Source organism: Ruegeria sp. CDSA020, from assembly GCF_059612345.1.
This window is the reverse complement of the sequence record NZ_JBXWQK010000002.1, coordinates 31,016-53,912: the sequence shown is the minus strand read 5'-3', so window position 1 is coordinate 53,912 and position 22,897 is coordinate 31,016. Positions and strand designations below refer to the sequence as shown.

At 58.7% G+C, this 22,897-nt stretch carries 20 protein-coding genes; 12 read left to right on the top strand and 8 right to left on the bottom strand.

Translation table 11 applies throughout. The features are described from left to right. Nucleotides 1-64: 64 nt before the first annotated feature. The 3 genes from AC2FJW_RS03260 to AC2FJW_RS03250 all read right to left on the bottom strand — a co-directional run bounded on the left by AC2FJW_RS03260 (nucleotide 65) and on the right by AC2FJW_RS03250 (nucleotide 7,320). A complete protein-coding gene (locus tag AC2FJW_RS03260) occupies nucleotides 65-4,138 on the bottom strand; it encodes a translocation/assembly module TamB domain-containing protein (protein WP_496749194.1) in 4,074 nt (1,357 codons plus the stop codon). Next, nucleotides 4,135-5,940 (bottom strand): autotransporter assembly complex protein TamA, encoded by a 1,806-nt coding sequence (locus AC2FJW_RS03255; RefSeq protein ID WP_282022395.1) that lies wholly within the window; start codon nucleotides 5,938-5,940, stop codon nucleotides 4,135-4,137. The genes AC2FJW_RS03260 and AC2FJW_RS03255 overlap by 4 nt, the downstream gene beginning before the upstream one ends. Nucleotides 5,941-6,096: 156 nt before the next feature. Then, nucleotides 6,097-7,320, bottom strand: a complete 1,224-nt coding sequence (locus tag AC2FJW_RS03250; protein WP_496749193.1) for a urate hydroxylase PuuD — start codon at nucleotides 7,318-7,320, stop codon at nucleotides 6,097-6,099. A 96-nt stretch (nucleotides 7,321-7,416) separates the two neighbouring features. On the opposite strand from AC2FJW_RS03250, the gene AC2FJW_RS03245 reads away from it, so the two are divergent. Beyond that, nucleotides 7,417-8,337, top strand: coding sequence for a LysR family transcriptional regulator (locus tag AC2FJW_RS03245; RefSeq protein WP_281973831.1), 921 nt, complete (start codon nucleotides 7,417-7,419; stop codon nucleotides 8,335-8,337). Between the two features lie 141 nt (nucleotides 8,338-8,478). Here the strand turns inward: AC2FJW_RS03245 and uraH are convergent, their stop codons facing one another. Further along, nucleotides 8,479-8,835: a hydroxyisourate hydrolase gene (gene uraH / locus AC2FJW_RS03240; protein WP_142640109.1), complete on the bottom strand. Its 357-nt coding sequence runs from the start codon at nucleotides 8,833-8,835 to the stop codon at nucleotides 8,479-8,481. Between the two features lie 209 nt (nucleotides 8,836-9,044). On the opposite strand from uraH, the gene puuE reads away from it, so the two are divergent. The 3 genes from puuE to AC2FJW_RS03225 all read left to right on the top strand — a co-directional run bounded on the left by puuE (nucleotide 9,045) and on the right by AC2FJW_RS03225 (nucleotide 12,433). Then, nucleotides 9,045-10,463: an allantoinase PuuE gene (gene puuE / locus AC2FJW_RS03235; protein ID WP_496749192.1), complete on the top strand. Its 1,419-nt coding sequence runs from the start codon at nucleotides 9,045-9,047 to the stop codon at nucleotides 10,461-10,463. Further along, nucleotides 10,460-10,942: an ureidoglycolate lyase gene (locus AC2FJW_RS03230; RefSeq protein WP_496749191.1), complete on the top strand. Its 483-nt coding sequence runs from the start codon at nucleotides 10,460-10,462 to the stop codon at nucleotides 10,940-10,942. Before puuE ends, AC2FJW_RS03230 begins: the two co-directional genes overlap by 4 nt. A 63-nt stretch (nucleotides 10,943-11,005) precedes the next feature. Further along, nucleotides 11,006-12,433: a nucleobase:cation symporter-2 family protein gene (locus AC2FJW_RS03225; protein ID WP_142640116.1), complete on the top strand. Its 1,428-nt coding sequence runs from the start codon at nucleotides 11,006-11,008 to the stop codon at nucleotides 12,431-12,433. A gap of 40 nt (nucleotides 12,434-12,473) precedes the next feature. On the opposite strand, the gene AC2FJW_RS03220 is transcribed toward AC2FJW_RS03225, so the two are convergent. The 3 genes from AC2FJW_RS03220 to AC2FJW_RS03210 form a co-directional block, all read right to left on the bottom strand. Continuing rightward, nucleotides 12,474-13,460, bottom strand: coding sequence for a type I glyceraldehyde-3-phosphate dehydrogenase (locus AC2FJW_RS03220; protein ID WP_496714317.1), 987 nt, complete (start codon nucleotides 13,458-13,460; stop codon nucleotides 12,474-12,476). Nucleotides 13,461-13,514: 54 nt separating this feature from the next. Next, nucleotides 13,515-13,835 (bottom strand): hypothetical protein, encoded by a 321-nt coding sequence (locus AC2FJW_RS03215; protein WP_142640120.1) that lies wholly within the window; start codon nucleotides 13,833-13,835, stop codon nucleotides 13,515-13,517. Nucleotides 13,836-13,916: 81 nt separating this feature from the next. Further along, nucleotides 13,917-14,750 (bottom strand): bifunctional allantoicase/(S)-ureidoglycine aminohydrolase, encoded by an 834-nt coding sequence (locus AC2FJW_RS03210; RefSeq protein ID WP_496692319.1) that lies wholly within the window; start codon nucleotides 14,748-14,750, stop codon nucleotides 13,917-13,919. Between the two features lie 174 nt (nucleotides 14,751-14,924). Here AC2FJW_RS03210 and AC2FJW_RS03205 point away from each other — a divergent pair, with 174 nt between their 5' ends. The 5 genes from AC2FJW_RS03205 (at nucleotide 14,925) to AC2FJW_RS03185 (ending at nucleotide 19,130) form a co-directional block, all read left to right on the top strand. Then, the gene (locus AC2FJW_RS03205; protein ID WP_496701077.1) at nucleotides 14,925-15,281 is read left to right on the top strand and encodes a hypothetical protein; all 357 of its coding nucleotides are present in this window, start codon (nucleotides 14,925-14,927) and stop codon (nucleotides 15,279-15,281) included. Between the two features lie 190 nt (nucleotides 15,282-15,471). Then, on the top strand, nucleotides 15,472-16,707 hold the full coding sequence (locus AC2FJW_RS03200) for an acyl-CoA dehydrogenase family protein (RefSeq protein WP_496749190.1): 1,236 nt from the start codon (nucleotides 15,472-15,474) through the stop codon (nucleotides 16,705-16,707). A 26-nt stretch (nucleotides 16,708-16,733) separates the two neighbouring features. Then, on the top strand, nucleotides 16,734-17,522 hold the full coding sequence (locus tag AC2FJW_RS03195) for a thioesterase family protein (RefSeq protein ID WP_496749189.1): 789 nt from the start codon (nucleotides 16,734-16,736) through the stop codon (nucleotides 17,520-17,522). Between the two features lie 73 nt (nucleotides 17,523-17,595). Beyond that, nucleotides 17,596-18,243, top strand: a complete 648-nt coding sequence (locus AC2FJW_RS03190) for a DUF1007 family protein (protein ID WP_281996060.1) — start codon at nucleotides 17,596-17,598, stop codon at nucleotides 18,241-18,243. Continuing rightward, complete coding sequence (locus AC2FJW_RS03185) at nucleotides 18,228-19,130, top strand: nickel/cobalt transporter (protein WP_496709654.1); 903 nt, start codon at nucleotides 18,228-18,230, stop codon at nucleotides 19,128-19,130. The genes AC2FJW_RS03190 and AC2FJW_RS03185 overlap by 16 nt, the downstream gene beginning before the upstream one ends. Here AC2FJW_RS03185 and truA read toward each other — a convergent pair. Then, the gene (gene truA, locus AC2FJW_RS03180; protein ID WP_496749188.1) at nucleotides 19,127-19,894 is read right to left on the bottom strand and encodes a tRNA pseudouridine(38-40) synthase TruA; all 768 of its coding nucleotides are present in this window, start codon (nucleotides 19,892-19,894) and stop codon (nucleotides 19,127-19,129) included. The two genes, AC2FJW_RS03185 and truA, sit on opposite strands and share 4 nt — an antisense overlap. 108 nt (nucleotides 19,895-20,002) lie before the next feature. On the opposite strand from truA, the gene AC2FJW_RS03175 reads away from it, so the two are divergent. Genes AC2FJW_RS03175 through AC2FJW_RS03165 form a run of 3 tightly spaced genes read left to right on the top strand, consistent with a single transcriptional unit; the run spans nucleotide 20,003 to nucleotide 22,849 of the window. Next, nucleotides 20,003-21,415, top strand: a complete 1,413-nt coding sequence (locus AC2FJW_RS03175; protein ID WP_496696908.1) for a YcjX family GTP-binding protein — start codon at nucleotides 20,003-20,005, stop codon at nucleotides 21,413-21,415. Continuing rightward, nucleotides 21,412-21,867, top strand: a complete 456-nt coding sequence (locus AC2FJW_RS03170; RefSeq protein WP_496696910.1) for a GNAT family N-acetyltransferase — start codon at nucleotides 21,412-21,414, stop codon at nucleotides 21,865-21,867. Before AC2FJW_RS03175 ends, AC2FJW_RS03170 begins: the two co-directional genes overlap by 4 nt. Continuing rightward, nucleotides 21,860-22,849, top strand: coding sequence for a YcjF family protein (locus AC2FJW_RS03165; protein ID WP_496696951.1), 990 nt, complete (start codon nucleotides 21,860-21,862; stop codon nucleotides 22,847-22,849). The genes AC2FJW_RS03170 and AC2FJW_RS03165 overlap by 8 nt, the downstream gene beginning before the upstream one ends. Nucleotides 22,850-22,897: the final 48 nt, after the last annotated feature.

Below are 22,897 nucleotides of genomic sequence, written 5' to 3'. Positions count from 1 at the left end.
AATTCCCTGCCTTCCTGTGATTTGGCCCGAAACTGTTGTCACAGATGCAGAGTTTCGCGCAGGATTAGTAGTCGCGCTCGAAAAAGACGCCCAATCCCGTTTCCCCCCGCCCGTCAACGGTTCCGCGCATGGTGATATTATCGGTGACGTCCAGATTGAGGTTCACTTCGGTATTTCCTTCGGTGTTCACGTTAAAGTCGGTATAGAGATTGTCACCCAGATACGCCCCGGCGCCCAAAATTCCGCCGCTTGACGTTGCTCCGATATCGACTGTGTCGACACCGGTCGACTCCCTCAGACCCTTGGTTGCATCTCCTCCTGCACCGCTGAGCTGCGCCAGCGATGCCGCCATCTGGGCAATGACAAAGGGCGACAGCTCAGAGAAACGATTGCCAAACAACAGCATGGCCAAGGCCTCTTCTGCTGGCCGTTCCGGATCCGAGAACACGTTGACCTCGGGGGCGTCCAGCGGCCCGGCGATTTCGATTGTAGCGGTCCCGTCCGAGGTGCTGTTTGAGGATTCAAATTCGATATAGGGTGTCAAGTCGCCTTGTAGGGTCACGATCCCTTTTGTCAGGGCCAGCCTGCGGCCCAGAATGTCGAAATTGCCTCGGATTAGAGCGATCTGGCCCGAAGGAATGATCGAGGTTGTTGTACCGCCTATGTACAGCTGTCCGCCGAGTTCGGCATTCACGCCTCGACCTCGGACAAACACGGCCTTGGGGGCGAGCAGAGCGATGTCCAGCGCAATACGGGAATCGCTTTGGGTGGCATCGTCCTGTTTAACCAAACGGGCACGTTCCCGAGTCCTATAGCTGGCCGCGTTTTCGTTGATATGTTCGATCTCTGGTATGGGCGCAGCGCCAACCGCACCCGAGGCGGCGGCGAGGTTAATATTGGTTTCCTCGAATGTAATTTGCCCGACTATTGTGCTGTTGCCGGCCAAAGCTCCGGTCATTGCGATTTGCCCGTTCAGGATCGTCTCGTACAAAAGCTGATCCGTCAGCACGAGACGATTGAGCGTGGTCGCAATTTGCGCATTGAACGGAGGCGTCAGGTCAATCGGGCCCGCGACGGTGAAATTACCCCCGGCGCGGGTTCCACCATTTAGGGAGATGTTGGCGCGGTTGTTGGCCAACTCGACCGCGCCGCTGATGCCGGTAATGGTCTGACCGGCTCCCGGTATCGCCAACGAGGTTCCAGAGGTCGTGATCGACCCGCTGAGCGCCTCAAGCGAGGGTTGGCCATTCAAGCTAAGGTCGTACCGCGCAGTCCCGTCGATTTGGTTGGGGGTGATGAACAGGTTTGCGATACCGATATTAACCCCGCCTTGCGCATGCAGATCGGCGTTTCCTGTGGTTTCATCGAACGTGCCCGAGATTTCGCCGGTGATCTGTGCCGGGCCCTGCGCCGAAGAGTTGATAGTCCAGACGCCTGCCTTGCGCTTTGCGGTCCCATTAGCGGTGATTGTACCTGGAAAATCTGGGGCGAAACGCTCGACCTTGTTTAGCTCGGCGTCAAAGTCCAAGTCTGCCGATCCGTCAGAGCCGACAGACCCCGTCAGCGACGCGTATGAACTGTCCGGCCCACGCAAGCTGACTCTTCCTTCAAGGCCCGAAGCTGTTGGCGCGGCGTTGCCTTCCAATGTGAGTGGTCCTGACAACGTCTTGGAAATCCGCGCAAGATCGTCCAGCTTTACCGAATAGCTCAGCCCGCCGGTCTCTTTGCTGACCTGACCCGAAGCGTCTGCGGTCAAGGCGGTGCCCCGCAGCTTGAAGTTTTGGACATTCAGACCCTGATCACTGTTCTCGGCATCGACACGCAGCGTCGTTCGACCTTCGATCAGTTTGTCGACGAGACCGATGCCAATCTGGACGTCCTGCGCATCGACATCGCCGGCTATGTCGAAGGTCTGGCTGGACAAAGCTCCGTTGCCATTGATATCCGCGGTAACCGACCCGGCAAGATCCCGGCCCGCGAGATCCGAAAATAGCGAAAGATCAGGAACAGTCACCTGTGCCTGACCAGCAAGAACCAGATTGCCGGTTGGGTCATTGATCGACGCGCTCACCTGTGCTGTCACGGCCCGTCCGTTGATGGTGGCTTTGCGTATGTCGATAAGGTCTCCCGTTTTCGCACCATCCCAGGTGATCACGGTTTTGCCTGCAAGCAGAGGATCGACTTCGGACATACCTGTCTGCAGATCCTGCGTCGTAATGCTGGCCGTGCCATCAAACTCTTGCGTCTGCAGGGTGCCTTTGCCGTCCATTTGTGCGCTGAGCGACCCGCCAAGCTGTCGCTGGGCCAGCCCGGAAAAGACCGAGAGGTCGGGCGCGTTGAGGCTGGCCTGACCGTCGATTGTCAGATTGCCATCAGGCGTGGTCACTTCGCCACTTGCCTGTGCCTGCGCGGCCTGACCGTTCAGTTTGAACTCGCGTATGGATATTCCATCCGCCCCACGGCGAGCATCCAGAGCGATGGTGGTCTGGCCGGTGATTACGGGGTCGATATCGTCGCGACCGGTCGATAGGTTGTTGCCCTGAACAACCACTTTGCCATCAAAGCTGCCCTCAAGCGGCGAGCCCTTGCCTTGAACCTGTGCCGACGCCGACCCTGCCAGTTCCATCTGGGCAAGGCCAGAGAACCGGGACAGGTCAGTCGCGTCCAGCGTAGCCTTGCCATCGACCGCCAACCCGCTGGTCAATCCACTGATCAGCGTGTCCAGCGCCAGAGTGTAATCCGACCCGACCAGTTCGAAACCGGACAATTTCAGCGACTGGTCATCACCATACTCAAACTGCCCGTCCAGCGTGATGCGATCTCCGACGGCTGTATTCAGGTTCGGATCGGTCAGATCAATGCCCGTGACGCTGGCTTGCAGATCGCCTTTCACCGTAAATCCAAGGGTCTGATCGAGCACGCCTTGCGCGATAATTTGCATGCTCTCAAGTTCGGCCTGGGGGGATTTGAACTTATCTGCTGTCAGGCTAAGATCCCAGAGATTGCCGTTCTTCTGATCAAACAAGGTCGAGATCTGCGCGGACTTGATCGTTTTGTCACCACCGCCAACCGGAAGCGTGACCGCCTGTCCCTGCGGAGGGGTAATGCGTCCCTGCAAGGCGGCAAACTGCAATGTGCCACCTTCGGCAAGGGCCAACTTCCCTTCAAGGTTCAGGGCCTGCGTTGCAAGCTGAAGATCGGACAGTTCCAGCGCCCCTTCGGGCAGGGTCTGACCCTGCACGAACAGCCGCGAGTCCGTCCCGAAAAACGGGTCGATGGCAGGGCCGACGAAGGGTGTCAGGTCTCCGTTCAGATCGGCGGTAAATGCTATGCCTTCCGCAGTGTCGTCAGGGGCCGAACCAAGCCGAACCTGCCCAGCCAGACGCTGCTGCCCGTCACTGCTCAGCCCGATATCGGCGGTGAAATCCGTCAGCGGTCCGGCACCTTTTGCCGTCAGCTCGATCGTTGGGCTGTCGGGAATGTTCAAAGCGGTCGAAATAAGCCCGCCGGATGCCTCGGCCACGTTCAGGTCCAGATTGATCTCGCTTGTCGAGTTGTCGAACCCGGCGGTCAGTGTGATCTCATCTCCGGCACGATCCAGCCGCACCACGTCGAGATTGGTGTCCAGCGTTCCATCAGCAAGCGACAGATTGCCGGTGACGGATAAGTCGGCGGCTACCCCAATCAGCGGCTGCCCCAGCGACAGCTGATCCACGCGGATTTCGCCGATTTCAACTGCGACAGGCAGCTCGGGCAGCTGGAATGTCTGGGTTTCCGCAGAGGGAGGAGTGGCATCTTTGGTTGTGGTGCCCGGCGCACGGGCTACGTCGATCTCTTGCGCTGTCAGCGCATTGACCGAGAACCGCCCACGTATCAGGGCCAGTCTGTTCCAATCCAGTTCGGCATCTTTGATGGTCAGCCAGACGCCCTCATCATCCGATACCGTGATCTCTGCGATTGTGGCCCGTGCGCTGAGGGCGCCTTGCAAGCCTTTGACGGTTACGTTCTGATCATCACCGGACAGGGTATCCTGCAGAAACTGCTCTAGCATACTGCCGCCTTCGTCCTGCGCCAGAACGGGGTAGGGCACCCACAGCAGAACAGCCGCCAAAACTGGATATGAGAAACGATGTGTCAAAATGCCTGACCAATTCCGATGTAAAACTGCAATCCGTCCCCGGTGCCGCCCTGAACGGGAAGGGCGAGATCAAGACGCAGGGGGCCAAAACCACCGAGGTCATATCTGATACCAAGCCCGGCGCCGGAATGGCTCTCTGCAGCGCTGCTGACAAAAGAGGACGTGTCGACAACACCATAATCATAAAACCCGACCAGCGATATTGTCTCGGTGATTTTGCCGCGAACTTCGCCAGATAGACCGAGGAAAGACTTGCCGCCAGCAACCTCATTGCCAACAGGGATGCCGAGGCTTTCATAGGGCTGACCGCGCACAGTGCCCGCACCGCCCGAAAAGAACAGGAAATCGGGTGTGACCCCATCCAAGGCGGGTCCTACAATCGACCCAATCTGGACCCGCCCGGCCAGCACGAGACGACCTTGTGTCCGCAGACTGGTATAGGCACGCGCGTCCGCAAACATCCTGAGGCCTGTTTCTGTGTCGGACAGGCCGACAAATGGCATCACACGGGCATCCAGGTAATAGCCATTGGTGGCGCTGACCTTGCTGTCCCTTTCGTCCCATTCTGATCGGAACGGCATGATGAAATAGCGGAACTTGCGCCCGTCGCCATAGGCGTCATCTGCATCCGACCACTGAAACCCGGCGGATGCTTCGGCGTATAGGCGGTCTGAAAATGTGCGTCTTGCACCATAGGCCAGTGACGTCACAGTCACGTTGTAATTATCGGTGTTGCGACGTTCCAGAAGGGCGCTCCAGAACGTGCTGTCATCGGGGCCCAGCCGGTCGGGCTGATCCAGCCGCAGCCCGATGCGCCCGTCCAGATCCTCGGCCCCGCCAATATTGCGCAACGATGCTTCAAACCGCAGCCGTTGGGCGCGGCGGAACACGTTGCGATGCGTCCAGGTCGTTGACAGCTCCATCCCGTCACGCGAGGCCACTTCCAAACCGAAGGTCAGGCGGCGTTTGGGCATGTCTTCAAGATAGACATCGAAATCCAGGGAGCCATCAGGGTTGGGAGTGTCGTGCTCTTCGATCGAGACAATATTAAACGTGCCGGTGCGGCGAAGCCGGGTTCCGACCTTTTGCACCTGCTGGGGGGAATACACCTCTCCGGTTGGGAAGCCGGCGATTTGTTCGACGGACCTGTGGCGAACATCGCTGTCGCCTTTGATGTACATTTTTCCAAAGCTCAGACGCGGTCCCGGGGCGAGGTCAATGCGGGAATCCAGCTTTGCCTGGGCGTGGCGGGCAATGACTTTCTGGCCGCTGACCTCGGCCTTGGCATGACCCGCGTCACGCCATCCCTGCACGCCTGCTGACGCGGCTTGCTGAATGGCGCCGGTGGTGGCCAGTTTGCCCGTCGCATAGTCTTCGGGAAGAACCGTTTCGGTCGCGATCGGCCGGACCACCGCCTGGCCAAATGTGAAGGTTGGGCCGGTTTTAACAGCAATCACGATTTTGTTGATCTGATTGGGCACGTTGAGTGAACTGAGTTCCGCCGCCTCTTTCCCGTCCAGTTTAATGCTGACGACGGGACTGAAGTAGCCTTCGTCATAAAGGATCTGAACAATGGTGGTATAGTCCGACAGGGCCGCTGACAAAAGTTCAAGCGGCGTGTCCAGCCCGCGGGATTCTGCGGTTGTCACCGATGCGGTATCTTCGATCCGTTCAACCAGTGCTTTCGGAGCGCCCGGTGCCGTGAGGACGGTTTCCAATGCGGCCAGCGATGTGGGCAATGTGGCGACGACTATTCCGAACAGACAATTTCTCACAAAGCTGCATTGTCTTATTCGCTGCATCTATTGGCTCCAGCTGCCCCAACTAGAAATTAATTTCGGCGCCTTTTCGGATGTGGCGGCCCCTTAAGGATAGTTAGAACATCTGTAATCGTGTAGGGGAAGCGTTTATCGTTTGGCCAAGAAAATTAGCGGAACAAGTGAAGGCTCAGTGCCAGTTCAAAGGCCAGCATTGCGGAACCAGCGAATGATCGCCGCGCGATCTTCCGGTTCCATATAGGTGACATTTGCGGGTGGCATCGCGTGACTGACACCGGCCTGCAGGTAAATCTGTTTCGCATTGCGGGCGATGTCACCTTGGGTTTCCAGAAGAATGCCCTTTGGCGCCCACAGGATGCCGTCCCAAACCGGTTCGCGCGCATGGCACATGGAACAGCGCCCCAGAACGACATCATGTGCCTGTTCGAACCCGTCTGCTGATGCGTATTTCTGTTCAAATGCGGTGAGCGGCTGCGCCTCGGCCTCCTCCAGAGGTTTGTACATAGGCGCGGTGGACAGCCACATGATGGCGATGAATAGCAGAGCGGTCACCAGCCAGGTCCAGGTCGGATCACCGGCGCGAGCGTGGCGTGTATTGAAGTAGTGACGGATTGTGACACCCATCAGAAATACCAGCGCCGCAATGATCCAGTTGTATTGGGTGGCAAAGGCCAGCGGGTAGTGGTTCGAAAGCATCAGGAAAACCACTGGCAAGGTCAGATAGTTGTTATGAGTCGAACGCAACTTGGCGATCTTGCCGTATTTCGGGTCCGGGGTGCGGCCATTCTTAAGGTCGTCTACGACGATGCGCTGGTTCGGCATGATGATGAAGAATACGTTCGCTGTCATGATCGTCGCGGTGAATGCGCCCAGATGCAGCATCATCGCGCGCCCGGTGAATATCTGGTTGTACCCCCAGCCCATCACCACCAGCAGGACAAACAGCAGCACCATCAGTAATGTTGGGCGCTCACCCAGACCGGATTTGCACAGGAAGTCGTAGATCAGCCAGCCCATAGTCAACGAGGCAGCCGAGATCAGAATGCCCTGCCACAGCGCCAGATCGGCCTTTTGCGCATCAATCAGATAAAGCTCTCCACCAACCCAGTAGACGATCATCAACAGCGCAGCTCCGCTAAGCCAGGTGGCATAGCTTTCCCATTTGAACCAGGTCAGATGATCCGGCATCCGCTCGGGTGCGACGAGGTATTTCTGAATATGGTAAAAGCCGCCGCCATGTACCTGCCATTCTTCCCCGTCGGCGGGGCCGGGGATATCCCGATTCAGGCCAAGGTCCAGAGCGATGAAGTAAAAGGATGATCCGATCCAGGCGATAGCAGTGATTACGTGCAGCCAGCGCACAGCAAATGCCATCCAATCCCAGAACACGGCGAATTCAAACATGAGAGTTCTCTCCAGTAGGTTATAGTCACCCTAGGCAAACTGGCTTTTCTTCGGTATTCCCGTATATTGTCAAACTGTATCAAAAAAAACGATAAGATGTCCTATCTCGACAATATTCGCACCTTCGTTCGTGTCTATGATCTGGGCAGCATGTCTGCTGCCGGGAGGGATTTGCGTGTTTCACCGGCGGTGACTTCGGCGCGAATATCACAGCTTGAGGATCATTTGGGCGTGCGTCTGTTTCAGAGGACTACACGTAACCTCAGCCCGACCGAGCAGGGACGTGCGTTTTACCCTGGAGCGGTTGCGGTCCTGGATGCCGTAGATGAAGCCGAGGCGCAGGTTGTTCACCTGACCGAAGCCCCCCGCGGGTCACTGTTCGTAGCCGCGCCTTTGGGCGTCGGGCGCAGGTTATTAGCCCCACATGTGCCGGATTTTCTCTCGGAATACCCCGAAATTGATGTGCGATTGCGCCTGACCGACAGGTCAGTGGACCTGACGACCGAAGGATTGGATCTGGCCTTTTTCATTGGTCAGCCCGAGGACAGCACCCTGCGTATTCGCAAGATCGCGGATTGCGCGCGGGTTCTGTGTGCCGCACCGGACTATGTAAAACGCAGGGGGATGCCGCAAAACGGAGCCGATCTTGTGTCCGACAAGCACGAGTGTCTTAACCTGCGGTATCCCGGCGCTGCAGAGTTTCAGTGGATGCTGGAAACTCCAGACGGGCCAAGACGTTATGCCGTGTCGGGCCGGTTTGAATGCGATGACGGAGATGTTTTGACCGATTGGGCGTTGTCAGGGCAGGGGATCGCGATGAAACCTGTGTTTGAGGCAGCGGAACATCTCAAGGCAGGACGTCTGGTGGTGGTTGCGAAGGAGACACCTCCTGTCTCTGTTCAGATGGCGTGTCTCTATACCCATCGACGTCACCAGGATCCCAAGGCGCGTTTGTTCATGGATTTCATGATCGCGCGAATTGGCAAGGTTGTGCAAAACTCGGACATCAACGGTTAGCAAAGGCTCCCGGCCGCGCGTAAATTTTCTCGAAGGGCTGTAACCGTCACTATCCGCGCCGCGCCCAACGGGTGCGGCGCCCGGCTCAACAGGAGGAGGCCCGGCAGGGGCGATCGACGGGCGGAAGGTTCGCCCGGTCAGTTAGCTGCCACGATACGTGGAGTAGCTGTATGGCGAAAGCAAGAGCGGCACATGATAGTGGGCGTCTGCTTCAGACATACCAAACCTGATTGGAATCTCATCCAGGAACAGCGGTTCGTCATCCGCCTGGCCAGAGGCGCGCAGATAGTCACCCGCGCTGAAAACAAGCTCATATTCCCCGGTTTCAAAGTTTGCTTGCGGTAGTATTGGGCTGTCTGTTCGCCCGTCTGCATTGGTCAGCATCTCAGCCAGTTTGTGGCGTCCGTCCTGGGTTATCGCGTACAGAGCAATTTTCAGCCCCTCTGCGGGACAGCCTTTGGCGGTGTCCAGAACATGGGTTGTCAGGTATCCTGCCACGCGTTTCTCCTCATATTCCGATCACCGCAACGAGTGGCTGTTGAAAACCGCAAACTGCAATCGAGTATTGTTTGACGCAGTCTGGGGCGAAACCCGAGACTTTGGGAATGCCGAAAGAAAAGGAAACAGCGTTCGGATTGATTTGATAATACTGCTTCCAATTCTGCGGTAAAGCGTAGGTAGTGTAACACAACTGAGACGGAACATTCATGCAGCCCCCTCGCTATCCCCGTGACATGATCGGATACGGAGCCAACCCGCCAAACGCCCAGTGGCCTGGCGGAGCAAATCTGGCCGTTCAGATTGTGCTGAACTACGAAGAGGGTGGCGAGAACTGCGTGCTTCACGGTGATGCCGCGTCCGAGGCCTTTCTGTCCGAGATTGTCGGCGCAGCGCAATGGCCAGACCAGCGTCATTGGAACATGGAATCGATCTATGAATACGGATCGCGGGCAGGGTTCTGGCGTCTGCACCGCTTGATGCAGGACTTGCCCATAACCGTTTACGGTGTCGCTTCGGCGCTGGCACGGTCGCCCGATCAGGTTGCCGCCATGAAAGACGCAGGTTGGGAGATCGCAAGTCACGGCCTGAAATGGGTCGAACACAAGGATATGTCTGAAGCGGAAGAGCGCGCTCAAATAGAAGAGGCCATCCGCCTGCATGCCGAGGTCGTGGGGGAACGTCCCTATGGTTGGTATACCGGCCGGTGTTCCGAGAACACCGTGCGTCTGGTGGCCGAAGAGGGGGGCTTTGCCTATGTGGCGGACACCTATGCGGATGATCTGCCCTATTGGATGCAGGCCTCTGGCCGGGACCAGTTGATCGTACCATATACACTCGATTGTAACGATATGCGCTTTGCAACGCCGCAAGGTTTCAATTCGGGCGATCAGTTCTATTCCTATCTCAAAGACAGTTTCGACGCGCTTTATTCCGAGGGTGAAGCCGGTGCGCCCAAGATGTTGTCGATCGGTCTGCATTGCCGCCTGATCGGTCGTCCAGGTCGGGTCATGGCGCTGAAACGGTTTCTGGATTATGCGCGTGGGCACTCGGATGTCTGGTTCGCGACCCGTCTGGAGATCGCCCAGCATTGGGCAGCGCAGCACCCGCCTGTATCAGGTCCAAAGCCGTCAGAAATGGCGCGGGACGCTTTCGTAGCCGCCTATGGCGGGATCTTCGAACATTCGGCGTGGATTGCAGAGCGCGCCCATGGGCTGGAACTCGGCGCGGCTCACGATACTGCCGGCGGGTTGCACAACGCACTGACGCGCATGTTCCGTTCGGCCTCGGATGAGGAGCGGTTGGGCGTGCTAACCGCGCACCCGGATCTGGCAGGTAAGCTGGCACAGGCCAAGCGACTGACGCAGGAAAGCACGGCCGAACAATCCTCGGCGGGGCTGGATGCGTTGACGGATGCCGAACGCGATGCCTTCACCGATCTGAATAGGCGCTATACCGACAAGTTCGGATTTCCCTTCATTATCGCTGTGCGTGATCATGACAAAGCCTCTATCCAGCAGGCGTTTCAGCGGCGGATAGATCAGGACCGGGACACAGAATTCGCCGAGGCCTGCCGACAGGTCGAGCGTATTGCCGAATTCCGCCTGAGGGATGTGTTGCCTTCATGAAACAGATCCGGACTGTTCCTTTAACGCCTGACGCTTTTGCCCCGTTCGGAGATGTGATCGAGGCATCGGGCGACCCGGACAAGATCATCAACCAGGGCCAGTGCGGGCGTTTTCATGACCGGGCGGCCCTTGATTTCGCGGGCGGCCGCGCCGGGATCAGCCTGTTTAACGCCAACCCCCGAACCCTGCCGTACCATTTGGATATGGTTGAGCGGCATCCTGATGGCAGTCAGGCCTTTGTTCCCATGACCCATCAACCCTTTCTGGTCGTTGTAGCACCAGATGTTGACGGGCAGCCGGGCGAACCGTGTGCCTTTGTCACCCGGTCCGGTCAGGCGGTGAATTATCATCGTGGGACGTGGCACGGCGTTTTGACACCGTTGCATGGCCCTGGATTGTTCGCCGTTGTTGATCGGATCGGCGATGGGCCCAACCTGGAAGAATACTGGTTCGATACCCCTTATCAGGTGGTGTCGTAGCCAAATGAAGCCGCAGCATAAGCGGTAAGACCCCCGTGAATCTGACAGAGAGGACAGTAACTCATGGCTGACACTTCAATAGGGACACCCGAACAGCTTCGGGATCCAAATTATACCCCGGCGCTGCACAAGGCAGTTCCGCTGGGCATTCAACATGTTCTGGCGATGTTCGTTTCGAACGTGACGCCTGCGATCATCGTTGCAGGGGCCGCCGGGTTCGGGTTCGGTTCGAACTCCCCCGATTTTCCCGAACTGCTGTACCTGATCCAGATGTCGATGCTGTTTGCCGGCGTCGCGACCTTGCTGCAAACAGTGACGATTGGCCCGGTAGGAGCGGCTTTGCCTATTGTTCAGGGCACTAGCTTTGCCTTTCTGCCGATCATGATCCCGTTGGTTGCTGGCAAAGGCGTCGATGGTCTGGCCGCATTGTTTGGCGGTGTCATTATCGGTGGGGTGTTCCATGCCCTGCTGGGCACGGTGATTGGCAAAATCCGTTTTGCCTTGCCACCTCTGGTCACAGGCCTTGTGGTGACGATGATTGGTCTGGCGTTGGTCAAGGTCGGCATTCAATACGCCGCCGGAGGGGTTCCGGCCATTGGAACGCCTGAATACGGCTCGGCGCTGAACTGGTCGGCTGCTTTGGTCGTGGTTGTGGTAACGCTGGGGCTGAAGTTCTTTACGCGCGGAATGCTTTCGGTTTCTGCCGTTCTGATTGGTCTTGCGGTTGGGTATGTCTATGCCCTGATGGTTGGCATGATCACTTTTGAGGCAATCGGAACAAGCTGGAGCCGCGCTGCAACTTTCGCCCTGCCTGTGCCCTTCAAGTATGGGTTCGAGTTCTCATTCGCCGCCATAATCGGGTTCTGTCTGATGGCCTTTGTTTCGGCAGTTGAGACGGTGGGGGATGTGTCGGGTGTGACCAAAGGCGGAGCCGGGCGCGAAGCCACGGACAAGGAAATCACCGGTGCAACCTATGCTGACGGCTTCGGTTCGGCCCTGGCGGGCGTGTTCGGCGGCTTACCCAACACGTCGTTCAGCCAGAATGTCGGGCTGATCGCAATGACCGGCGTCATGAGCCGAAATGTCGTCACCATCGGCGCCTTGTTTCTGATCCTGTGCGGCCTGGTGCCCAAGGTTGGCGCGATCATCCGCACCGTTCCGATCGAAGTACTGGGCGGTGGCGTCATCGTCATGTTCGGGATGGTTGTCGCGGCGGGTGTTTCGATGTTGTCCGATGTGGATTGGAATCGGCGCAACATGGTGATCTTTGCCATCGCGCTGTCAATCGGGTTCGGCCTCCAGCTCGAGCCGGGTGCGGTGCAACACTTGCCCGATACTCTGGGCATCCTGATGAAAAGCGGGCTGCTGCCTGCGGCTCTGATCGCCATCGTGCTGAACCTGATCCTGCCGGATGAGTTGGCCGATGAGGCAACCGAAGAAGTTTCGGGCGGCATGTCGGGGCACGGGTCAGGCAGCCTTCCCGGCAAGTAACCAAATGCAAATCGGCGGATCGCGTTAGGTCGCGATCCGCCTATGTGTCGGCCATCATACGAGCGACATCCAGCATGCGGGCTGAAAACCCCCATTCATTGTCATACCAGCCAAAAACACGAACCTGAGTTTCGCCGATCTGCCGGGTTTCTGGCCCTGCGATGATCAGAGATTCCGGCCGCGTCCGCAAATCGGACGACACCAGCGGCTCATCCGTCCAACCCAGAACGGGAGACTCTGCAACGGCTGCACGCAGGGCGGTTTCAAAATCGCAGGCGCTCAGGCCGCGCTTCAGCGTCACAATCAGATCAACCGCGGAAACGCTTGCCGTAGGCACCCTGACCGCCGCGCCCGAGATGCGCCCGGCCAGATGGGGCAGGACTTCGTCTATCAGGTGCATAGCGCTGGTGGTGGTCGGGACCATCGACAGCGCTCCGGCGCGTGACCGTGCCAGATCACCACGCGGAGCGTCGATCATCGGCTGGCTGTTGGTGTAGCAGTGGATGGTGGTCATATGGCCCGACGCGACACCAGCGATCCCGTCCAGAACCTTGACCAGCGGAGCCAGCCCGTTGGTGGTGCAAGAGGCATTTGACACGATCCGCGCATTGCCCAGCTGATCCTCATTTGCACCCAGAACGATTGTGGCCTCGGTCGCAGGCGATGGGCCGGAAATCAGTACTTTCCTTGCCCCTGCGGTCAGGCCCTGACTGGCAACATCCGATGTCCGGGCAACGCCGGTGCAGTCCATCAGGACATCTACACCGGACAGATCAACCCGGCTGAGGTTGGGGCTGTGTGTAACAGGAATAGCGTGCCCATCGACAACCAGTTGCGCAGTTCCCTGTTCCACTTTGCCCGGATAGGGCCCAAAAGTGCTGTCGTACTTGAACAGATAGGCGCAGGTCTCTAGCGGTGCGATGTCGTTGATCAGCACCAGTTCGATGTCGTGACCGAGCGGCATGGCCAGAAGCTGCCGCAAAATCGTGCGGCCGATGCGGCCGAATCCGTTAATTGCGAGTTTCATGCGCAAGCTATGGCAGGGGCTTGAATTAACCTCAATGCCAGTTTCCTGTCCGGATCAGTTACAGCTGACCTGTGAAAAGAACTGGCCCGAGATGTTCTGGTACATGCTGGCCACAATCGGCTTGCACCCGGTAGCCTGCTGAATAGCCGCGATGGCCTGAATAGTGCGCAGCCGGGGCGGGGGGCCGAATGGGTTGAGATTGTTGTTATCACGTGTGGCACGGTATACGACCGGAGCTTCCGAAACCTGGGTAATGGCCCAGGTGCGGCTCATGACGTTGACGGTATTCGTCTCTTTGGCGGTTGCAGGGGTCACATCCAGGGCCGTCAGGCCGATTGCAGCCGCCAGTGCCAGCGTTACATTGCGCAGTGCCATCGTACAATCTCCTGAACTAAAACCGTTTGTTATTCCACCAGATTACCGCGCTTGCCCAGTTCCGCCAAGGCCGAATTTATCCTAGCGCCCGCCTGGTGAAAGAGGCATCTGGCGGTTCACATCTTTGTACAGCAGATACCGGAACCGCCCGGGACCGCCTGCGTAACAGGCCTGAGGGCAAAAGGCGCGCAGCCACATAAAGTCTCCGGCTTCGACCTCGACCCAGTCCTGATTCAGCCGGTAAACGGCTTTGCCTTCCAGCACATACAGCCCGTGTTCCATGACGTGGGTTTCGGCAAATGGGATCACGCCGCCGGGTTCAAAAGTCACGATGTTGACATGCATATCGTGGCGCAGGTCTTGCGGATCCGCGAAACGTGTTGTGGCCCAGCGACCCTCGGTGCCCGGCATTTCGATCGGGGCGACCTCTTGTTCATTGGTGATGATCGGGTCCGGCTTGGGCAGGCCGGGCACTGCCTCATAAGCCTTTCGAACCCAATGAAACCGCGCTGGCTGCTCCGTATGGTTGCGCAACGCCCATTTGGAACCAGCGGGGATATAGGCATATCCACCAGTTTCCAAAACGTGAACACTTCCCTCAAGCGTCAATGTGACCGCCCCTTCGACAACGAACAACACCGCCTGCGCTGCGGGGTCCGTTTCGGGCGTATCGCTACCGCCACCGGGTTGGACCTCCATGATGTATTGCGAAAAGGTTTCGGCGAACCCGCTAAGGGGGCGTGCCAAAACCCACAGGCGGGTGTTTTCCCAGAAGGGCAAATAGCTGGTGACGATGTCGCGCATCGTACCCTTGGGTATAACGGCATAGGCCTCGGTGAACATGGCGCGATCTGTTAACAGGGTGTCCTGTCCGGGGTGTCCGCCATGGGGCGCATAATAAGTCGGGTGTGCCATCAAATGCCTCTGGTTCGTGTTTCGTGCACTATGCGAGGGACGCTCGGCATGGCCTAGCGTCAGAGTTGCAATAGGTTTCTTCGGGATAATTTGAAGGTTGCAGACTAGGGCTTGGCCCTGTGCCTTCCCGGGTATATCCTTGAATGTAAATTGGTTGCAGAATTGCGAGGCGGTATGAGAATTTGGGGATCACTATTAGTTGCAGGTGTTCTGGTGCTGAGCATTGGTGTTGCCGGCAGCGCGAAACCGCTGTCTCGCATCATCGCAGAGTCGGGGTTGAGCCCGGATGATTTCACATTGCTGAGTGCAACCACAGACACCATGCTGGGCAGTGGTTTGCCGCAGGTTGGTGCCGAAAGTGAATGGATCAGCACCGAGACCGGGGCCAAGGGCACCGTCCGTGTGCGCGAGGTCCGCGATAATTGCGTGCATCTGCAGCATTTTATCCGACCTCCGAGTGCCGAGCAGACCCGTGAGATCAGAACCCGCAGGTGCCAGGATGCCAATGGTAACTGGATTTTCACACCCTAATTGGGTTGCTACACCCGCGCGCGACGCAGGTTATTGACGGCTATACGGTCGCCAGTCTCCGGTTACTGCACTCGTTTAATCTCATATAGGGTTGGGTGACGTCCCGTCACCCAACTGGACATTATGACGGTGGCTAAGTCATTCTCGGCCCAAAGGTAATGCCCGCGTGTCGGGGCGGAGGAGAAAACTCATGAACATGTCATTCGGCCTGCGCGAGGAAAACCGCGAACTGTTGACCCGCGTAACAGAGATGATCCGAAATGAAGTCATGCCGCTGGAAGAAGAGTTCCATGCTGAAATCAACAAAGGTGACCGCTGGCAATATACCGACCGGCAGGCGGATATCCTTGAAGGGTTGAAGGCCAAGGCCAAGGCGGCGGGATTGTGGAACTTCTGGCTGACCGACAGTGAAAAAGGGCTGGGTTTGACAACTGTGGAATACGCCTTTTTTGCTGAAGAAATGGGAAAGACCCCGCTGGGTGCCGAAATCTTCAACTGTTCGGCCCCGGATACGGGCAACATGGAAGTATTCGAGCGGTACGGGTCCGAAAAGATGAAGCAAGAGTGGCTCAAGCCGCTGCTCGATGGGCAAATCCGTTCGGCCTATCTGATGACCGAACCGGATGTCGCCTCGTCTGATGCCACCAATGTTTCGATGTCCTGTGTGCTGGACGGCGAATCCTACGTTCTGAATGGCGAGAAATGGTGGGCCTCAGGCGCCGGTGATCCGCGGTGCAAGGTCTATATCGTCATGGTCCGGACGGGCGGTGATGACCTGCCTGTTCACAAACGCCAGTCGATGATCGTGGTGCCGGCGGGAACGCCGGGGATCGAAGTGCTGCGCCCGATGGAAGTCTACGGCCATGATGATGCGCCGCACGGGCATATGCATATTCGCTTTACCAATGTCCGGGTGCCTGCCGAGAGTATCCTGCTGGGCGAAGGACGCGGGTTCGAGATCGCTCAGGGTCGATTGGGGCCGGGACGTATTCACCACTGTATGCGTGCTATTGGGCAAGCAGAGATGGCCCTGGAGCAGATGTGCAAACGGTCGCTGCAACGCGAAGCATTTGGCAAGAAGCTGGCGCAGCTTGGGGCGAATTTCGATATCATAGCCGAATGCCGGATGGAGATCGAAATGGCCCGGCTACTTTGCCTCAAGGCTGCTTGGTACATGGATCAGGGCGATGCGCGCGCGGCGGCCCCGTGGATCAGCCAGATCAAGGTCGTGGCCCCGCGGGTCGCATTGAAGGTGATTGATGAGGCGGTGCAGATGTATGGCGGGCAAGGGGTAAGTCAGGACACGCCGCTGGCGACCGCGTGGACGCATGTACGGACCCTGCGGCTGGCCGATGGGCCGGACGCGGTGCATCGACGTCAGGTCGCACGGACCGAGCTGAAAAAACATACACAGGAAAAGGTCTGAGGTCCCAAGTGGTCTTGAAATCTGATATGTCCAGGTTGCCCTATTTCAGACTACGCGCGGATGGGGTTTTTGTCGGCAATGACCCGGCGCGGGGTCCGTGGTCTGCCGAACATTGCCATGCTGGTCCGGTCAGCGGTCTGATCGTGCGCGCCGCGGAATCTGAAATTGGTCCGGACAAGTTGCTGACCCGGCTGACGGTCGATCTGCTGCGCCCGCTGCCCCTGTCCGGGTTGCGGGTTGCGGCCGAGACGACGCGGCACACCAGAACGCTGGCGACCACTCGGGTTACTGTGCACGATCTGGACAACACTTTATGTGCCGTAGCCACAACTATGCACCTTGCCCGCCGCGACCTTGGCCCGGTTCCCAATGTCGCTCTCTCATCTCCGCAACTGGCGGACACGGTGGACGGCCCATTTCCCATCGGCGAAATTCGGCACGATCTTCCTGGGTTCGCGACCTATTCAGATGTGCTCTATCCCAAGGGTGGAAATCAGGGTGTCGGTCCCAAAACGATATGGATGCGCACGCCTCCGCTGCTTGGGGACGAGGTGCAATCTCCGATTCAGGCGCTGTGTCCACTGGCAGATTGCGGCAATGGCATTTCGTGGAATGCCCCCACAACCGAGATGGGGTTCATGAATACCGATCTGACGATTCAGGTGCACCGCGAGCCGGTCTCGGATTGGCTGGCCTCCGAGTCTGTCTGCCATTGGCAGCCCTCGGGTATCGGCATGTCGCAATCGGTTTTGTATGACACCGAAGGGCCGGTTGGAACAGCCCTGCAGACCCTTGTTTTGTTCCCACCTGCCTGAGCCATCGGCCAGCTTCTGCGCGCCCGGCCCAAATGGGATTGCCGGGCGCAGGCCGACACCCTATCTTTCGCCCATGCGCTGGCTTGTGACCCTAGTGACCTGCTGTTTGCCGATCCCGGCGATGACGCACCCGCATGTCTTTATCGACACGGGGCTGGAATTCATTGTGGACGATTCCGGGCAGCTGACCCATGTCCGTGTGACCTGGGCCTATGACGAGTTTTACTCTTTGCTTGTCCTCGAAGACATGAAGCTGGATCAGGATGGCGACGGTCTTCTAAGTGAAAGCGAACAGGATTTCCTGTCCGGGTTCGATGCGCAGTGGGATCAGGGCTATAACGGTGATCTGGTCGTCTGGTCCGAGGCTGAGGTATTGCCGCTTTCTGGCCCACTGGAGCCGAAAGCATTGATGGAGGACGGGCGCATCGTGACCTCGCATCTGCGCAGTGTCGAAGGGGGGCCTGTACCGGCCACCGCCTTATCGGCCAAGGCGTTTGATGAGACATATTACACCGCATATGACCTGACGCGTCCGGTGACGGTTTCGGGGAGTAAGACCTGCCAGATTGACCGCGTCGAGCCAGATGTCGACGGACAGCTTGCCCAAATGCAGGCGTTTCTGCTGACGCTGGATGCCAATTACGACCTTGAGGAAAATGACATCCCGATGGTGGGCGAAAACTTTGCAACCGAGATCCGAATTTCATGTCCAAATACCTGATTGTCCCGTTTGTTCTGGCGGTCGGAGTTCTGCTCTGGTTCTGGTTCAGCGGCGGGTTTGACCAACTTGCGGCATGGGCTGCCGGTGAACAGCGTGCATTTCAGAACCAGATTGCGCGGTCTCTGCGCGCTGCCCGCGCCGAACAACCTCAGGCGGTCATGACTTTGTTGACGGTGTGCTTCGCTTACGGGTTCTTCCACGCCATCGGTCCTGGGCATGGCAAAGTCCTGATCGGTGGCTATGGGCTTGGCCGGCGTGTGGCGTTCTGGCGGCTTTCAGCGATCAGTGTGTTGTCCAGCCTTGGACAGGCCGTAACCGCGATTGTTCTGGTCTATGCCGGTGTGCTGGTGTTCCAGATGTCTCGGGAAAGACTGGTCGACACAACGGAGCAAATCATGGCCCCAGTCAGCTATGGGGCGATCACTGCGATCGGGCTTTGGCTAGTGTTTCGCGCCTTGCGGAGCTTTGCCAAACGCAGCCGGGATCACGGCGCAGATCATCATCACCACGATCACGAAACCTGTTCGGATTGCGGCCACCGGCATGGTCCGTCTGCGGATGAGGTGGCGCAGGTCGGTAGCCTGCGCGAGGCGGCGTTGCTGATCGCTGGAATCGCCGCACGCCCCTGTACCGGGGCGCTGTTTGTGTTGATCCTGACCTGGCAGATGGGCATCGCCATCGTTGGCATCGCCGGGGCGTTCTGCATGGCGCTGGGCACTGCGACTGTCACCACTCTGGTAGGGTGGACCTCATTCGGTCTGCGCGGGGGGATGCTGGCCTCGGCCTCAGCGACGCGGTTTGCACAGGTGCTGGCCCCAACCATCGAGCTGGTCGCCGGGTTGTTGATAGCGGTGATAGCTGGCGGGTTGTTGCTGAGCGCGCTTTAGTCGAACACCGGGTCCGGATAGCCGACCCGCGCAAGATACAGCCCCTGTGGCGGGCAAACCGGCCCGCAGGCGGCACGATCCTCAGCTTGCAGCGCGTCGCGCACATCTTCAGGCGTCCATGAACCGGCGCCGACACGTTCCAGCGTGCCGACAAAGCTTCGCACTTGATTGTGCAGGAACGACCGTGCCCGGACGTGGAAATGAACCTCGGGGCCTGAAAAGCCCTGTACCTGCTCCACGCGCAATTCATCCAGCGTCTTGACCGGGCTGGCGGCCTGACAGATCGTGGACCGGAACGTGGTGAAATCATGCCGTCCGATCAGCATGTCCGCCGCGGCCTGCATCGCATCAATATCCAACGGGTGACTGACTTGCCAAACCTGCCCCGCGTCATGGGTTGCAGGCGCGCGGCGCATCAGGATGCGAAACAGATATTGCCGTTCAAGCGCCGAGAACCGCGCATGCCAGTCATCGTCCACCCGTGCGGCTTTCACGATAGCCACTGGTTGCGGCTTGAGGTGATAGTTCAGCGCTTCGGACAGTCGGAAAGGGTCCCATTCCTTGATCGGGTCGCAATGGGCTACCTGTCCCAGCGCGTGGACACCGGCATCGGTGCGACCCGCCGCAGCGATCGTGTGATCCCCCGGTTGTATCCGCGACAATGCCTCTTCGATCGCCCCCTGAACCGAGGGCTGATCTTTCTGCCTTTGCCACCCGGCAAACGGCTTTCCGTGATATTCGACTTTCAACGCGTATCTGGGCATGGGCTGCTGGTACCGTGCTGCGCGGCGGCGGGCAAGGGGCCGGAAAGCGCTGGCATGTCGGACGGTGGCTACCTATCTTGAGCGAAACGATAAAAGCGGGGCGACGGCTTGGTCATCTCATCTATGGCAGACAGTCTTGTGCGCGGCATGGAATCCGTGGGCGACAGCGTTTCCGAAGCTCTGTTCGAGCCGGTCATCCGCCTTGGTGTCACCGGGTTAGCGCGTTCGGGCAAAACGGTGTTCATCACCTCGCTTGTTGCAAACCTGCTGGACCGTGGGCGAATGCCGGGCCTTGTTGCGCAGCATGAGGGACGGATCAACGCAGCTTACCTTCAGCCGCAGCCGGATGATACCGTGCCCCGGTTCGACTATGAAAACCACCTTGCTGCGCTGACCGGGCCAAATCCGCATTGGCCCGAAAGCACCCGCGCCGTGTCCGAGTTGCGCCTGTCGTTCAAGGTTCGCCCTGCCGGTCTGCTGTCTGGCCTGAAAGGGCCGCGAACCGTGCATCTGGATATTGTGGATTATCCGGGCGAATGGTTGCTGGACTTGGCCCTGCTGGACAAATCCTATGACGACTGGTCAACCGAAACGCTGAACCGCATCACAGAGCGGGCCGAGGCACAAGATTTTCTGGCGCAGGCCAAAGCGGTCGCGCCAGAGGCAAAACATGATGAGCCGGTGGCGCAATCTTTGGCGCAGGCGTTCTCGGGCTATCTGAACACGGCGCGCGATGCCGGGTTTTACGATTGTACGCCGGGACGGTTCCTGTTGCCGGGTGATCTGGCGGGATCACCGGTTCTGACCTTCGCGCCGCTGCCAGTCGAAGGGGTCGCCACCCGTAACAGCCTGCACCGCGAAATGGCGCGGCGGTATGAGGCCTATAAATTGCGCGTGGTCAAACCGTTCTTTCGCGAACATTTTGCCCGGATCGATCGACAGGTTGTTCTGGTCGACGCGCTGGGTGCGATTCACAAAGGGCCGAAAGCGATTGAGGATATGCGCCGGGCGATGGGAGATATCCTGTCGGCCTTCCGTCCGGGGCGCAACGCGTGGCTCAGCCAGTATCTTCTGGGCAAGCGGGTCGAGCGCATTTTGTTTGCCGCCACCAAGGCCGATCATTTGCACCACCTGCAGCATCCGCGTCTGACCAGCATCATGGAGGCGTTGACACGCGACGCCCGTGACCGCGCCAGTTTTGCCGGGGCCGAGACCTCGGCTGTGTCACTGGCGGCTTTGCGGGCAACAACCGAAGAGATGCGAACCCATGAAGGAGTGCCGCTTGCCTGCGTGCGGGGCACTTTGCTTGACGGCAAGCAGGCGGCCTTCTACCCCGGTGAGTTGCCCGAAGACCCAGCTCATTTGTTGGGGCCAGCCCGCAGCGGAGCAGAAAGCTGGCTGGGCGAAGACTATGGGTTCATGAGTTTTGCGCCTGCGAACCTGACCCTGCGATCGGGTGACGGCCCGCCCCATATCCGGCTTGATCGCGCGGCCCAGTTCCTGATCGGAGACCGGCTATGACCGTAACGCTCCGCCCTGCGCGCAGCACGGATGCTGGCGCGACGGGGGAAATCCTGCATGGTTTTGCTTGTGAAAATGAGTGGATGCCAGAGCTGCATTCCTGTGCCGAAACCATCGCCTTTTGCGGCGTGATGATTGATCGCGACTGGATCACCGTTGCTGAAAACGAGGATGGTGTAGTTGGTTTTCTGGCATTGAATGGTTCAGAGGTCCATTCGCTTTACCTGCGTGCGTCAGCGCGCAATCAGGGGATCGGGCAGCGCCTGTTGAATCAGGCGAAATCTGGCCGACAAAAGCTGTCCCTGTTCGCCTTTCAGGCCAACCAGGGCGCGCGAAGGTTCTACGAGCGCAACGGGTTTGCCGAGGTCGCCCGCGGTGACGGAGCCGATAATGACGAAAACCTGCCGGACATCAAATTTGTCTGGAACAGAGAAAGGGCTGCTGATGGCTAAGGGTCCGGTTCTGATCGATCTTGATCCCGAGGAACCTGTTGCGGATGTCGCTTTGGCACCGCCCGTTCCGGATGCGGGCGAACCACAGGGGAAGGCGATGCAGGCCGCCGCGCGTCTGGCTGCACGGAAACCGTCGGCCCTGTCACGCTGGTTCTGGGGACTGGCGGCGGCGGTCATTGGCGCGGTTGTCTCGGTGGCGGCATGGGATTTTGTGACCGCTTTGCTGTTGCGCGCGCCGGTTTTGGGATGGGTTGTAACTGGTCTGATTGGCGCGTTGCTGCTGGTTGCCCTGATCATCGCTTTGCGGGAACTTGCTGCGATCGGGCGGCTTTCGCGTGTGGATGGCATCCGTCGCGCCGCAGACACCGCGTTGGCGGAGGCGGATCTGACGCAAGCCCGCGCTGTAACCAACCGGTTGTTGGCATTTTACAACGGGCGCGAGGACGTTCGATGGGGCCGCGATAGGCTGGCCGAACGTATCGCTGAGCCTTTCGATGCCTCGGATCTGATGGCTCTGGCCGAGGATGAGCTGCTGGCCCCTCTGGATGCCGCGGCCAGTCGAGAAGTCGAGGCCGCTGCGCGTCAGGTCGCGACGGTGACCGCTCTGGTTCCTTTGGCTCTTGCGGATGTGGCGACGGCTTTGGCCGCTTCGCTGAGGATGATCCGCCGCGTTGCCGAGATCTATGGTGGGCGGGCCGGTTTTCTGGGCAGTTGGCGCCTGACCCGGGCGGTCTTTGTGCATCTGGTTGCAACCGGCGCCGTGGCTATGGGCGACGACTTGCTGGAACCGGTGCTGGGCGGCTCTGTCCTAAGCAAACTGTCGCGGCGGTTTGGCGAAGGCCTGGTTAACGGGGCGCTTAGCGCGCGCGTCGGCGTGGCCGCGATGGAGGTCTGCCGTCCTTTACCGTTCTCGGACCGTCACAAGCCCTCGACCCGGTCGATGATCAAGCGTGCGCTGGCGGGGCTGTTTTCGAAAACTTGACCTGAGACAAAGCGTTCCTGCCAGCCGCGCATCATAACAAAGCAGGAG

Coding starts and splice junctions, on each gene's coding strand:
- AC2FJW_RS03170 (WP_496696910.1), top strand. CDS start 21,412: ATGACCGTAACGCTCCGCCCTGCGCGCAGCACGGATGCTGGCGCGACG.
- AC2FJW_RS03205 (WP_496701077.1), top strand. CDS start 14,925: ATGAGAATTTGGGGATCACTATTAGTTGCAGGTGTTCTGGTGCTGAGC.
- AC2FJW_RS03190 (WP_281996060.1), top strand. CDS start 17,596: ATGCGCTGGCTTGTGACCCTAGTGACCTGCTGTTTGCCGATCCCGGCG.
- AC2FJW_RS03225 (WP_142640116.1), top strand. CDS start 11,006: ATGGCTGACACTTCAATAGGGACACCCGAACAGCTTCGGGATCCAAAT.
- truA (WP_496749188.1), bottom strand. CDS start 19,894: ATGCCCAGATACGCGTTGAAAGTCGAATATCACGGAAAGCCGTTTGCC.
- AC2FJW_RS03200 (WP_496749190.1), top strand. CDS start 15,472: ATGAACATGTCATTCGGCCTGCGCGAGGAAAACCGCGAACTGTTGACC.
- AC2FJW_RS03185 (WP_496709654.1), top strand. CDS start 18,228: ATGTCCAAATACCTGATTGTCCCGTTTGTTCTGGCGGTCGGAGTTCTG.
- AC2FJW_RS03165 (WP_496696951.1), top strand. CDS start 21,860: ATGGCTAAGGGTCCGGTTCTGATCGATCTTGATCCCGAGGAACCTGTT.
- AC2FJW_RS03195 (WP_496749189.1), top strand. CDS start 16,734: ATGTCCAGGTTGCCCTATTTCAGACTACGCGCGGATGGGGTTTTTGTC.
- AC2FJW_RS03250 (WP_496749193.1), bottom strand. CDS start 7,320: ATGTTTGAATTCGCCGTGTTCTGGGATTGGATGGCATTTGCTGTGCGC.
- AC2FJW_RS03255 (WP_282022395.1), bottom strand. CDS start 5,940: ATGCAGCGAATAAGACAATGCAGCTTTGTGAGAAATTGTCTGTTCGGA.
- AC2FJW_RS03245 (WP_281973831.1), top strand. CDS start 7,417: ATGTCCTATCTCGACAATATTCGCACCTTCGTTCGTGTCTATGATCTG.
- AC2FJW_RS03230 (WP_496749191.1), top strand. CDS start 10,460: ATGAAACAGATCCGGACTGTTCCTTTAACGCCTGACGCTTTTGCCCCG.
- AC2FJW_RS03210 (WP_496692319.1), bottom strand. CDS start 14,750: ATGGCACACCCGACTTATTATGCGCCCCATGGCGGACACCCCGGACAG.
- AC2FJW_RS03215 (WP_142640120.1), bottom strand. CDS start 13,835: ATGGCACTGCGCAATGTAACGCTGGCACTGGCGGCTGCAATCGGCCTG.
- puuE (WP_496749192.1), top strand. CDS start 9,045: ATGCAGCCCCCTCGCTATCCCCGTGACATGATCGGATACGGAGCCAAC.
- AC2FJW_RS03220 (WP_496714317.1), bottom strand. CDS start 13,460: ATGAAACTCGCAATTAACGGATTCGGCCGCATCGGCCGCACGATTTTG.